Origin of the sequence: Escherichia sp. MOD1-EC6021, from assembly GCF_002965245.1 — a bacterium.
Lineage (GTDB): Bacteria > Pseudomonadota > Gammaproteobacteria > Enterobacterales > Enterobacteriaceae > Escherichia > Escherichia coli_F.
In genome coordinates this window covers 1-11,351 of sequence record NZ_PTRU01000014.1, presented here as the reverse complement: position 1 = coordinate 11,351, position 11,351 = coordinate 1, and the positions used below count along the sequence as shown (strand labels likewise).

The window sequence follows — 11,351 nt, the reverse complement described above, 5'->3', positions numbered from 1 at the left end:
TCTTGCGATATGGAGCATGCTGGTATGAAAAAATTAAAACTATTAAATAAATACAGCTACTTACATAGCATAAACGGCTCGCTGATTGAAGCAGAGCTTGACGACGTTTCAGTGGGCGAAGTATGCGAAATTTATGCGAGCTGGCAAGCAAATGAACGTATAGCCAGGGCTCAGGTCGTTGGCTTTCGCAATGGAAAGACATTATTAAACCTTATAGGCAGCTCTGTGGGGCTTACACGTACTGCAGTATTGAAATCAACGGGAGAGCAGTTAACCATACAGATCAGTGATGCCTTTCTTGGTTCAGTTTTGAATGCTTCTGGTCAAATTATGGAAAGGTTTGTCCCGGTCACTCCAGGGGATAGGGAAAATTTACGCCTGATTGATGAACTGCCACCGTCGTATCAGGAACGTCGAGTTATTAATACACCACTAGAGACACGGATAAGAGTCATTGATGGCGTACTGACATGTGGCATTGGTCAACGTGTTGGGATTTTCGCATCGGCTGGCTGTGGCAAAACGGTTTTAATGCATATGCTTGTAAACAACACTGAAGCTGATGTGTTTGTTATTGGCTTGATTGGCGAACGTGGAAGGGAAGTTACGGAATGCGCGGAATCGCTGAAAAAATCAGTAAATGCAGCAAAATGTGTTTTGGTTTATGCCACCTCTGATTTTTCGTCAGTAGATCGGTGTAATGCCGCCCTGATGGCGACAACCGTGGCAGAGTATTTTAGAGATCGAGGAAAGAGAGTTGTACTTTTTATCGACTCAATGACGCGCTATGCACGAGCACTACGCGATATGAAGCTGGCAGCGGGTGAACCACCTGCCAGACGTGGTTATCCTGCTTCTGTTTTTGACAGCTTACCTCGCTTACTGGAGAGGCCGGGACCAACACTAAAAGGAAGTATTACTGCCTTTTATACCGTATTACTGGAGGGGGAGGATGAATCAGACCCACTGGGGGATGAAATTCGCTCAATCCTTGATGGCCATATCTATCTAAGTCGCAAACTCGCTGGGCAAGGTCATTATCCGGCAATAGATGTTCTAAAAAGTGTGAGTCGAGTATTTGGTCAGGTCACTGATGAAAAACACAGAGATAATGCTGCACGGGTAAGGAAGATCCTCACCACTTTGGAAGATCTACAGGTGTTTATTGATTTAGGGGAATATCGCGCTGGGCAAAATGCTGAAAATGATTTTGCTATGAATGCCCGGCCTAAACTCACAAATTGGTTAAAACAGTCAGTTAATGAAAAAATGCCAATGAGTGAAACGCTAAAAGAGCTTGAACGAATTGTTAAGTAAAGTTAATCGACTTATCAGAAGAACAGCGCAGAGCCTGGCTGCATGTGAAGCATCATTACAAAAGTTAAATGCAGAAAAAGAAAAGTTAGTCGAAAAGGAACGCCTGTATGATATGCAACTTAAAAACCTACAGTCACTGTTAGATATGAAGGAGTTACTCGGCGAAGTAGTATTTCGCCAGGATATATTTTACTCGTTACGTAAAGTTGCAGTCATTCAGCAGCAGATCGCTGAGATAAATCTTGAAAAGCAAAAAATAGCAGAGCGGCGAAAAATACTTAACAAGGAAATAGTTCAACAGCAAGCACAAAGAAAACACTGGTGGCTAAAAGGAGAAAAGTACGATCTACTAAAGAAGCGCATCAAAAAACAACTTTTAAATCAGATGCTTTATCAAGACGAGCTTGAACAGGAGGAGAAATATAATGGACGAAGTCAAGAAAATTGAACATTATAAAAATTTAAACACAGACACATCCGAGAATTCTGCTGCGTATTTAGACAGTTTCGTAAAGAAAAACAAAAAAAATAAAGAAATGAGTGAGATTGTTGCTGGATCCATTCTCCAGTTATTACGTCAGGCTCAGGATAGCCAATTCCCTACGTTTGGGAAAAAGAATGGGCAAATGAAGTCTATTGATAACAAATCGTCTCTCCAGGTTGACAGGAATTCATCTTTTTCTTTGCAAACAAATGGAATAGAGCAACTTTCTACAAAGAAAGTCCTCAATATGACTTCACGAGATCAGGGTCTTAATTCTGAACTATCTGATAAAACGATACAATTTAAGGGGGGAATCCATAATGGTATCCATACAGAAAAAATCACGGTTCAAAACCACAGTAATAATAAAGAGCGTGAAAAAAAATATCGCGATGGAGACAAAAAAAATGGAGAGCAGGCCCATTTATTAGATATTACTAACGAAAGAAGGTTTGCTGATAACAAAACCATGTTTACTCAACATATCGAAAAGCAAAGGAATGTTCATACGCTCAATCAGAATGATATAAATAATTCTGTTAATAGTGCCAATGTACCCGAAAATGAATTGACATATCAGTTTCAGCGTTGGGGACAGAATCATACAGTTCGGATTCTGGAAAGTAGTGAAGGGATACGACTAAAACCATCAGACACGATTGTCTCCGACAGACTCCATGAAGCCCAACACAATGATGTTACAGCACAACGTTGGGTATTGACTGAGCAAGATGAACGACAAGGGCAACGACATCAGCCTCATGATGAGCAAGAAAATGAAGGTAAATTCGAAAACGATCAGAAGGACGAAAGTTAATGTTCGGTCTGAGAAAAGTAAATGGAAACACTCATTCCTTTGAAACCACTTTTCAAAACTGGAAAGAAAATGGTGAAGATGTTGCGTTATTAATTCCCGAATTTAGCGCCAAATGGCTACCGATAGCAGAAGAGAGCGGCAGCTGGTCTGGATGGGTGTTACTTCGAGAAATATTTCCCTTAATTTCTGCCGAGCTCGCTGGGATGGCTTTTATGCCAGAAACGGAAAGGTTAATAGTGGAATGGCTCAGTTTATCTAGTACCCCGTTAAATCTAAAGTATCCTGAACTAAAATATAATCGTTTGTGTGTAGGTAAAGTATTTGATGGAGTATTGAGTCCAGCTCAGCCACTAATAAGAATATGGACAGGGGAATTAAATGTTTGGTTAGATAAAGTCACGGTCTGCCAATACGAAAACGCTCCAACGCTAGACAAAAAAACATTATATTGGCCCATTCATTTTGTAATTGGATTTAGTAAAACATGTTATAGAACCATTGTTGATATTGAAGTTGGTGATGTTTTATTAATTTCAAATAATTTTGCTTATGCGGTTATTTATAATACAAAGATTTGTGATCTGATTTATCCAGAGGAGTTAAAAATGGCTGATCATTTTGAGTACGAGGAAGATTTTGAAACAGATGACTTTGATATCAAAAAAAGCGAAATCGAGATTAATGATGAAAATGACCATCAGCAGATTAATAGTTTTGAAGACTTGCCTGTAAAAATTGAGTTTGTTCTTGGAAAGAAAATAATGAATCTATATGAAATAGACGATCTCTGTGCAAAAAGAATTATATCTTTGCTTCCTGAAGCTGAGAAAAATATAGAGATACGTGTAAATGGCGCGCTAACTGGCTATGGCGAACTTGTTGAAGTGGATGATAAATTGGGCGTAGAAATTCATTCTTGGTTATCAGGGAATAATAATGTCAAATAGTATTTCGCTGATAGCGATATTATCATTATTTACACTATTACCGTTTATAATAGCATCCGGGACATGTTTTATTAAATTCTCGATTGTTTTTGTTATTGTCCGAAACGCACTGGGACTTCAGCAAGTGCCATCAAATATGACACTTAATGGGGTAGCTTTACTATTGTCAATGTTCGTAATGATGCCGGTTGGGAAGGAAATATATAATAACAGTCAGAATGAGAATCTTTCATTCAATAATGTAGCGTCGGTTGTTAATTTTGTTGAGACAGGCATGAGTGGTTATAAATCATATTTGATAAAATATTCTGAACCGGAGTTGGTTAGCTTTTTTGAAAAGATTCAGAAGGTGAATAGTTCTGAAGACAATGAAGAGATAATCGATGATGAGAATATTTCAATTTTCTCGTTACTCCCGGCATATGCGTTGAGTGAGATAAAAAGTGCATTTATTATAGGTTTCTATATCTATTTACCCTTTGTTGTAGTTGATCTGGTTATATCCAGCGTTCTGTTAACGTTAGGTATGATGATGATGAGTCCGGTAACCATATCTACACCGATAAAATTAATTCTGTTTGTCGCGATGGACGGTTGGACAATGTTATCGAAAGGACTCATTTTACAATATTTTGACCTATCCATTAATCCCTGAGGAAAAAATATGGACGACATTGTTTTTGCGGGGAATAGGGCGCTGTATCTGATTTTAGTTATGTCTGCAGGACCTATTGCAGTTGCGACATTTGTTGGTTTATTGGTAGGGCTTTTTCAAACGGTAACACAGTTGCAAGAACAGACTTTGCCATTTGGCGTCAAATTATTGTGCGTAAGTATTTGCTTTTTTTTAATGAGCGGATGGTATGGTGAAAAATTATATTCGTTTGGTATCGAAATGCTTAATTTAGCATTCGCGAGAGGATAGCATGGGGGAGGCGATACTCTATCAGTTGCATAGTCTGCTGGCTGCTACAGCGCTCGGTTTTTGCCGATTGGCACCAACTTTCTATTTGTTACCATTTTTCGCCAGTGGGAATATACCAACAGTAGTCCGCCATCCAATAATAATAGTGGTATCATGTGCATTAGTTCAGCATTACCACTATGAATTATCTACCCTAAATGAAATAGATATCGCTTTGTTTGCTGCCAGAGAAATTATCATAGGGTTGTTTATTGCTTGCCTATTAGCATCCCCATTTTGGATTTTCCTTGCTATAGGCAGTTTTATCGATAACCAACGTGGTGCAACGTTAAGTAGTACTTTGGATCCGGCTACAGGTGTCGATACATCGGAATTAGCAAGATTATTTAACCTTTTCTCTGCAGCAGTTTATCTTACTAACGGTGGATTGAACTTTATTCTGGAGACTCTATGGCAAAGTTATAACTTATGGCCTTCAGGAAATTTTAATTTTCCTAAATTAGAGCCTTTATTCTCATATATTAATAATATAATGACTCATACTATCGTTTACGCAAGCCCCGTGATTGCGGTTATGCTGGGCGGTGAAGCTGTCCTGGGATTGCTGGCACGCTATGCTTCACAACTAAATGCTTTTGCCATCTCACTGACTGTCAAAAGTGCGCTGGCATTTTTAATATTAATTATTTATTTTGGCCCAATACTGGCTGAACGAGTTATGCCGTTATCCTTTTTCCCAGAACAATTGCAATTATACATTGATAAATAGAGTGTTTCATGGCAAATAAAACTGAAAAGCCAACACAAAAGAAACTCCAGGATGCTTCTAAAAAGGGGCAAATTCTAAAAAGTAGAGACTTAACAGTCTCTGTAATAATGCTTGTGGGCACTTTATATCTCGGATATGTATTTGATGTGCATCATATTATGTCGATTCTTGAATACATCCTTGATCATAACGCTAAACCGGATATTTGGGACTATTTTAAAGCTATGGGGATAGGTTGGTTGAAAACGATCATTCCTTTTTTGCTGGTTTGCATGTTTACAACAATACTTGTCTCATGGTTTCAAAGTAAAATGCAATTAGCAACTGAAGCTATTAAGTTTAAGTTTGATTCATTAAATCCAGTAAATGGCTTAAAACGTATATTTGGCTTAAAAACCGTAAAAGAATTTGTCAAAGCAATACTTTATATTATTTTTTTTGCATTGGCGATCAAAGTATTTTGGAGTAACCATAAATCACTGCTTTTTAAAACTCTTGATGGAGATATCATATCTTTATTATCAGATTGGGGAGATATGCTATTCCTTCTCATACTATATTGTCTCGGCAGTATGATAATTGTTCTAATATTTGATTTTATCGCTGAGTATTTTTTATTTATGAAAGATATGAAAATGGATAAACAAGAAGTTAAAAGAGAATACAAGGAACAAGAAGGAAATCCAGAAATTAAGTCTAAACGCAGAGAACGCCATCAAGAAATTCTGTCAGAGCAATTGAAATCTGATGTCAGTAATAGCCGTCTGATGATTGCCAACCCTACGCACATTGCCATAGGGATATACTTTAAGCCACATCTGTCACCTATACCATTGATTTCTGTAAGAGAAACTAATGAGGTCGCATTAGCCGTAAGGAAATATGCAAAAGAAATCGGAATACCAATTATTACAGATAAAAAATTAGCACGAAAAATTTATGCTACCCATCGTCGCTACGATTATGTTAGCTTCGAAAATATAGATGAGATCTTGCGTCTTCTGCTGTGGCTTGAAGATGTGGAGAATGCTGGACAACCTATTCCAGATGAACTGCTCCCCTCAGAAGATAAATTCAAAGAAGGTGAAGACACAAAAAGTGAGAATAAAGACAATAATTAAAAAAATTAAACATCTATCATAGTCGGAAATTTATAAGAATCTACACGCAAAAAGCGTGTAGATTCTTATTTAATGTGTTAAACGATCTTGCGAAATGACAAGCAATTGATACATACTCATCTCTTTATAAGCTGGAACAGTCGTAACCTGTGCAAATTCGCGATATAGTTTCTGCTCTAGTTCTGCTGATGATATATATTCCGGGTGTTCGCTAAAGAACTGTCTTGCATCTACTATCGCTTGAGATTCGCCACTTCTTTTATTCTGAGTATCCTTTAATGAATTTTCTCTGGTGCATGCAGAGAGCAACGATATCAGCGCGACAGTTATTATGATTTTACTATTATATCTTACTAATGACATATCAACTTTCTCTTATGCAAGATTGGAGTTTAAAATAATGTTTATCCCATTCACAGAGTGCTATAAACAACTCAACAGTACCTTTTATGTTAAGTTTATTTAGGGCTCTTATTTTGTGATATGATACTGTTTTATAATCAATTCCCTTGATAATGGCTATTTGTTTTAACGAATAAGAAACACATAACCGCAGGATATCTATCTCATCATGGGTAAGTGGTTCTTGAGTGGAATACACATTTTGTGTATGAAGATTCGAAACCAGGAAATGCGTTAAATCAGATAATGTAATATTCTTATTGATCCTGATGAAATTGTTGCTCAAAAGGGTGTTTACAGGTTCTGTATTTGGTTTGAGATTTCGATGTTGGTGCTCATCAATAACAACGAACGAATGTCCAAGATCAACCAACGCAACCAAATCGCTGTAATATTCCTTTTGGGATGCTAATAATGCATTAGTGCCTACAGTGAAGTAGACATCACTGGAAAAGACTTGCATATGCCAACCTGCACTCTAAAATCATTTAGGGTAAATATTACAAGTAAAATTTAAAATAATGGTAATTGTTATATTTGCATATCAATGAGGGAATAGGGTGTATACCTTAAATTGCAAATAAAGTTAGGTATGTAGGCATTTAAAATGGTTCTCGAAAATTATAATCTTTTTATTGTGTGTCATCATAATTTGGTCATGAAATTTCCGTCTTGTTACACTACTCTAAACTAGAGCTTATGGAATTAGCGGGTGGTATTCATGGGAAATAATGATAAATTCTTATCACAAGACTTATTGGAATCTTATGCCATTCGTTTATTGAGCGGACCATTGAATGGATGCGAGTATGAAATACTTAATGGGCGTGTACTCGTTATCGTTGGTAATGATGTTTCGTTAGGAAGAAGTGATTCTTTTTCTGAGTTACCAGAGAATACGATAGTCATTCCTTATGGAGAGCTTACAGGCAGTTTTGAGGTAATAATCACTACCGACCCTGATCTGGTTGTAACAATCAGAGAATTAACAGCACAAGAACCTGAAGATAGAACGTTAACATTGAATCAGCAAATAGAAGTTTTAGGCCTCAAATTTGCTGTAAAAGGAAAAAATGAAGTTTGGCAGTATTCAATACCAGGTATTGTTGAAAATAACATTACTTCAACAAGACAACATTTCTTTAGTAGTACGCTGTTTAAATATGTAACGCTATTTTTTCTTTTTGCTATCATTTTTATAGCTTTTTATATTGTTAATGCCAGTAATGATCCGCAGCTGAGACATATCGATAAAATTCTTGTAAACAAAAATAGAAATTATGAAATTTTATATGGTAGGGATCATGTCATCTATATCAATACCAATAGTTTGGATGAAGCTGTCTGGGTCAAACAAGCACTGGAAAAAAATCAACCAGGAAAGCCAGTACGGGTGATAAATCCTGATGATGAATCGATACGAATTTTTTCATGGCTTGCTGATAATTTCCCAGATCTACAATATTTTAAACTACAGCTATTAGATGCCAGTAATCCAAGACTGACAGTGAGTAAGCAACGGAATGCTATCACACAGCAACTAATCGATAATCTTATTAAAGGATTACTGCAAACTATGCCATATGCCAGCAATATAAGTATTGCGGTATTAGATGATAATATATTGGAAAGTCAGGCAATTGAAACATTGTCGGCAATAGGTCTTTCTTATGAAAAATATAAAACAGCTAACAATGTATATTTCAATATCATTGGTACGTTAAGCGACAGTGAATTAAATAAAATTAATAATTATGTTGACGAATATTATAAACAATGGGGTAAACAATATGTAAGATTTAATGTGAATTTGAAAAATCAGGACACAAATAATAGTTCATTTAGCTACGGAGATAACCGATTCGAGAAGTCTCAAGGTAGCAAGTGGACATTTCAGGAATAATTGAGGAGGACTTATGGCAGATTGGAATGGTTATATTATGGATATCAGCAAACAATTTGATCAGGGCGTTGATGATCTTAACCAACAAGTTGAAAAGGCGTTGGAGGATTTAGCAACCAATCCTTCCGACCCGAAATTCCTTGCCGAATATCAGAGTGCATTAGCTGAGTATACATTATATCGAAATGCGCAATCTAACGTTGTAAAAGCGTATAAAGATCTTGATTCGGCAATCATACAAAACTTCCGCTAAACTGGATAAGGATTTTATTATGTCAGTAAGCAATATGCCACCTATTGATAGAGCTGAGCAATCAACTGCTCATGAAATACAGCAAGCGAAAGTTATTGATTTAAATGACCGGGTTCTCAATCTTGATAACCCGGATGATAAAATGATCTCCGCTTTTGCTAACTATGCGGTACAAACTGAAAATTGGCAGCAAAATGCGTTACAAGCATTAAGGTCTGATAAAAAGGGGTTAACACCTGAAAAATTATTAGTCTTGCAGGATCATGTGCTTAATTATAATGTCGAGGTTTCATTGGTGGGAACATTAGCAAGAAAAATTGTCGCTGCAGTTGAGACGTTGACTCGCTCATGAAATATATATCATTATTCTTGTTTATCCTGCTGTTGTGCGGTTGCAAGCAGCAGGAATTACTGAACCATCTTGATCAACAGCAAGCTAATGATGTCCTTGCTGTTTTACAAAGACATAATATTAATGCTGAGAAGAAGGATCAAGGCAAAACTGGATTTTCAATCTATGTAGAACCAACGGATTTTGCTTCTGCGGTGGATTGGCTAAAAATCTACAATCTCCCGGGTAAGCCTGATATTCAAATATCGCAGATGTTCCCTGCAGATGCACTCGTTTCCTCTCCACGAGCGGAAAAAGCAAGATTGTATTCTGCTATTGAACAGCGTTTAGAGCAATCTCTCAAAATTATGGATGGCATTGTTTCTTCAAGAGTACATGTTAGTTACGATGTTGATACAGGTGATAGTGGCAAAACTGCTTTACCAATTCATATTTCTGTACTCGCTGTATATGAAAAAGATATCAATCCAGAAATAAAAATAAATGACATTAAGAGATTTATTGTTAATAGCTTTGCAAGCGTACAATATGAGAATATTTCAGTCGTATTGTCAAAACGAAGAGATATTATTGAACAAGCACCAACATATGAAATTAACGAACCTGTTTTTGCTTATGATAAGACTATGCCGGTTTCTATCTTACTTGCATTAATGTCCATTGCGACTTGCTGGCTGTTATGGAAGTACAGGGCTATTCTAACTAATTTAATCAGGTTAAAAAATAAGTAGACATATGAGAACGTTATGAATCTTGCCCTAAGAAAGATTATATATGATCCAATTAGTTATATTCATCCTCAACGAGTAAGTTTGAATAATGCACGTATTAGCAATCCGGTACTTAGATCTATTACCAATGAAATGATACTCCTACAGTACAATCTTTCAGTTGAGCATTTCAGTCTGAATAGTTCACTTATTTACTACATAAACAATTGGAAATTATTTCCATTGATCTGTTTACTCAGTGGTTGTCACTTTTATCGAGAAAGGTTTGCAGAACGGGGATTTTTTTACAAGGTTCCTGATGTGCTAAGGAATTATTTATCAGCGATACCGATGGAAATAAATGAAAAGGCACGATATAAACCTGGCATCGTTAACTATCAGAATATCATCACATGTGGTTTTTCAACGTTGTTGCCCTATGTAAGGCAACAACCGTTGGCAATGCAGCAACGATTTAATTTATTATTTCCTGATTTTGTTGACCACATACAATTGCCGTTACCACTTGCGTCTACTCTTTTGGAGAGAATTACATTTTATGCGAAAAAAAATAGAGATGAGCTTGATAAACTCTCCTGCAAATGGTGTTGTGATTAAAAGAATAATTTCTGATGGATTGAAAGAAATAGTCTCTCTAAAAGAACAGATCCTTCTTGAAACCACCGCAAAAATTCAGAGTATTGAGGAAAAGAGAGAAGAAAAAGTTATTCAAGGTTATTATGATGGCTATGCGAAAGGCATTATTGATGTGATGGATAATTTTATACCCTTGATAAGTTTGCTGAGCTCAGAATTAGAAAAAAACAGAATAAACATGATAAACGATCTGAAGAGCATATTGTTAAAATCTTCAGAGGAAGTTGAAGTATTTATCAAAATTTTTGAAAGTTGGGTAACAAAATTACCGTCAATATCAGGCCCTTTAAATCTCTATATACCTAACAGTTTCAAAGATAAGTCTATTGAAGTAGAGTCATATTTTGTCGACAAGTCAATATGGAATGTCCATATTTCATATCATGATGACAAACGTTTTATTTTTTTTACAGATCAATTTATTGCTGAATTTAGTCCGCAGGAATTTGTGGATAATTGTGAGCAATATTTAATTAGCAATCACTGTTTTTCCCCTGATAAGGTCAATGAAATCTGTGAACATGCCAGACATTATTTAGTTGAAAGAATGTGTGAAATAGATTCTTTGGCTATGAATAATTCTGATTTGACGAACCCAGAGGACTTATAGATCACTGTCTCCGGTTTAATGACTTGAATATAATCTAATTCTAATATTTTAAACGCCTAATAATTTTTCAACACTGGTCTTATT

At 36.3% G+C, this 11,351-nt stretch carries 15 protein-coding genes and 2 pseudogenes; 15 read left to right on the top strand and 2 right to left on the bottom strand.

Annotated elements, in window-relative coordinates; translation table 11 throughout:
• The first annotated feature begins 24 nt into the window (after positions 1-24).
• The 9 genes and pseudogenes from sctN to BEB54_RS16370 all read left to right on the top strand — a co-directional run bounded on the left by sctN (position 25) and on the right by BEB54_RS16370 (position 6,380).
• Positions 25-1,317 carry a type III secretion system ATPase SctN gene (gene sctN / locus BEB54_RS16405; RefSeq protein ID WP_123059744.1) on the top strand — a complete coding sequence of 431 codons (1,293 nt, stop codon included), beginning with the start codon at positions 25-27 and terminating at the stop codon, positions 1,315-1,317.
• Positions 1,307-1,765, top strand: a complete 459-nt coding sequence (locus tag BEB54_RS16400; protein ID WP_001354951.1) for a type III secretion protein — start codon at positions 1,307-1,309, stop codon at positions 1,763-1,765. The genes sctN and BEB54_RS16400 overlap by 11 nt, the downstream gene beginning before the upstream one ends.
• Positions 1,743-1,973: pseudogene (locus BEB54_RS29355) on the top strand (type III secretion system needle length determinant, SpaN/EivJ family); the annotation flags it as partial. The gene BEB54_RS16400 and the pseudogene BEB54_RS29355, both read left to right, overlap by 23 nt.
• 75 nt (positions 1,974-2,048) lie before the next feature.
• On the top strand, positions 2,049-2,618 hold the full coding sequence (locus tag BEB54_RS29790; RefSeq protein ID WP_001360946.1) for a SpaN/EivJ family type III secretion system needle length determinant: 570 nt from the start codon (positions 2,049-2,051) through the stop codon (positions 2,616-2,618).
• Positions 2,578-3,565, top strand: a pseudogene (locus BEB54_RS16390) (YscQ/HrcQ family type III secretion apparatus protein). Before BEB54_RS29790 ends, BEB54_RS16390 begins: the two are co-directional and overlap by 41 nt.
• Positions 3,555-4,220 (top strand): EscR/YscR/HrcR family type III secretion system export apparatus protein, encoded by a 666-nt coding sequence (locus tag BEB54_RS16385; RefSeq protein ID WP_000071537.1) that lies wholly within the window; start codon positions 3,555-3,557, stop codon positions 4,218-4,220. The pseudogene BEB54_RS16390 and the gene BEB54_RS16385 overlap by 11 nt, the downstream one beginning before the upstream one ends.
• A 9-nt stretch (positions 4,221-4,229) precedes the next feature.
• Complete coding sequence (locus BEB54_RS16380; protein WP_000341004.1) at positions 4,230-4,490, top strand: EscS/YscS/HrcS family type III secretion system export apparatus protein; 261 nt, start codon at positions 4,230-4,232, stop codon at positions 4,488-4,490.
• A 1-nt stretch (position 4,491) separates the two neighbouring features.
• Positions 4,492-5,259 carry a type III secretion system export apparatus subunit SctT gene (gene sctT, locus BEB54_RS16375; RefSeq protein ID WP_000503296.1) on the top strand — a complete coding sequence of 256 codons (768 nt, stop codon included), beginning with the start codon at positions 4,492-4,494 and terminating at the stop codon, positions 5,257-5,259.
• Positions 5,260-5,267: 8 nt separating this feature from the next.
• A complete protein-coding gene (locus BEB54_RS16370) occupies positions 5,268-6,380 on the top strand; it encodes an EscU/YscU/HrcU family type III secretion system export apparatus switch protein (RefSeq protein WP_105276695.1) in 1,113 nt (370 codons plus the stop codon).
• A gap of 69 nt (positions 6,381-6,449) precedes the next feature.
• Here BEB54_RS16370 and BEB54_RS16365 read toward each other — a convergent pair whose 3' ends face one another.
• Both BEB54_RS16365 and BEB54_RS16360 read right to left on the bottom strand, forming a co-directional pair.
• Positions 6,450-6,743 (bottom strand): invasion protein, encoded by a 294-nt coding sequence (locus BEB54_RS16365; RefSeq protein WP_000060687.1) that lies wholly within the window; start codon positions 6,741-6,743, stop codon positions 6,450-6,452.
• A gap of 1 nt (position 6,744) precedes the next feature.
• Positions 6,745-7,245, bottom strand: coding sequence for a helix-turn-helix transcriptional regulator (locus BEB54_RS16360; protein ID WP_001195865.1), 501 nt, complete (start codon positions 7,243-7,245; stop codon positions 6,745-6,747).
• Between the two features lie 258 nt (positions 7,246-7,503).
• Between BEB54_RS16360 and BEB54_RS16355 the strand changes: the two genes are divergently transcribed.
• The 6 genes from BEB54_RS16355 to BEB54_RS28625 are packed head-to-tail and all read left to right on the top strand — an operon-like array spanning position 7,504 to position 11,267.
• On the top strand, positions 7,504-8,685 hold the full coding sequence (locus BEB54_RS16355; RefSeq protein WP_123059745.1) for a PrgH/EprH family type III secretion apparatus protein: 1,182 nt from the start codon (positions 7,504-7,506) through the stop codon (positions 8,683-8,685).
• A 13-nt stretch (positions 8,686-8,698) separates the two neighbouring features.
• Complete coding sequence (locus BEB54_RS16350; RefSeq protein WP_000796272.1) at positions 8,699-8,938, top strand: type III secretion system needle complex protein; 240 nt, start codon at positions 8,699-8,701, stop codon at positions 8,936-8,938.
• Between the two features lie 19 nt (positions 8,939-8,957).
• Positions 8,958-9,290: a type III secretion system inner rod subunit SctI gene (gene sctI, locus BEB54_RS16345; protein ID WP_000116717.1), complete on the top strand. Its 333-nt coding sequence runs from the start codon at positions 8,958-8,960 to the stop codon at positions 9,288-9,290.
• Positions 9,287-10,021 (top strand): EscJ/YscJ/HrcJ family type III secretion inner membrane ring protein, encoded by a 735-nt coding sequence (locus BEB54_RS16340; RefSeq protein ID WP_000875228.1) that lies wholly within the window; start codon positions 9,287-9,289, stop codon positions 10,019-10,021. The genes sctI and BEB54_RS16340 overlap by 4 nt, the downstream gene beginning before the upstream one ends.
• Before the next feature lie 15 nt (positions 10,022-10,036).
• Entirely contained in the window at positions 10,037-10,618 is a 582-nt protein-coding gene (locus BEB54_RS16335; RefSeq protein WP_072004039.1) for a type III secretion apparatus protein OrgA/MxiK, read from the top strand.
• Complete coding sequence (locus tag BEB54_RS28625; protein ID WP_123057310.1) at positions 10,560-11,267, top strand: hypothetical protein; 708 nt, start codon at positions 10,560-10,562, stop codon at positions 11,265-11,267. Before BEB54_RS16335 ends, BEB54_RS28625 begins: the two co-directional genes overlap by 59 nt.
• Positions 11,268-11,351: the final 84 nt, after the last annotated feature.

Excerpts from the sequence above, each read along its gene's own strand:
- sctN (WP_123059744.1), top strand. The coding sequence starts at position 25 with ATGAAAAAATTAAAACTATTAAATAAATACAGCTACTTACATAGCATA.
- BEB54_RS29790 (WP_001360946.1), top strand. The coding sequence starts at position 2,049 with ATGACTTCACGAGATCAGGGTCTTAATTCTGAACTATCTGATAAAACG.
- BEB54_RS16385 (WP_000071537.1), top strand. The coding sequence starts at position 3,555 with ATGTCAAATAGTATTTCGCTGATAGCGATATTATCATTATTTACACTA.
- BEB54_RS16380 (WP_000341004.1), top strand. The coding sequence starts at position 4,230 with ATGGACGACATTGTTTTTGCGGGGAATAGGGCGCTGTATCTGATTTTA.
- sctT (WP_000503296.1), top strand. The coding sequence starts at position 4,492 with ATGGGGGAGGCGATACTCTATCAGTTGCATAGTCTGCTGGCTGCTACA.
- BEB54_RS16370 (WP_105276695.1), top strand. The coding sequence starts at position 5,268 with ATGGCAAATAAAACTGAAAAGCCAACACAAAAGAAACTCCAGGATGCT.
- BEB54_RS16365 (WP_000060687.1), bottom strand. The coding sequence starts at position 6,743 with ATGTCATTAGTAAGATATAATAGTAAAATCATAATAACTGTCGCGCTG.
- BEB54_RS16360 (WP_001195865.1), bottom strand. The coding sequence starts at position 7,245 with ATGCAAGTCTTTTCCAGTGATGTCTACTTCACTGTAGGCACTAATGCA.
- BEB54_RS16355 (WP_123059745.1), top strand. The coding sequence starts at position 7,504 with ATGGGAAATAATGATAAATTCTTATCACAAGACTTATTGGAATCTTAT.
- BEB54_RS16350 (WP_000796272.1), top strand. The coding sequence starts at position 8,699 with ATGGCAGATTGGAATGGTTATATTATGGATATCAGCAAACAATTTGAT.
- sctI (WP_000116717.1), top strand. The coding sequence starts at position 8,958 with ATGTCAGTAAGCAATATGCCACCTATTGATAGAGCTGAGCAATCAACT.
- BEB54_RS16340 (WP_000875228.1), top strand. The coding sequence starts at position 9,287 with ATGAAATATATATCATTATTCTTGTTTATCCTGCTGTTGTGCGGTTGC.
- BEB54_RS16335 (WP_072004039.1), top strand. The coding sequence starts at position 10,037 with ATGAATCTTGCCCTAAGAAAGATTATATATGATCCAATTAGTTATATT.
- BEB54_RS28625 (WP_123057310.1), top strand. The coding sequence starts at position 10,560 with ATGCGAAAAAAAATAGAGATGAGCTTGATAAACTCTCCTGCAAATGGT.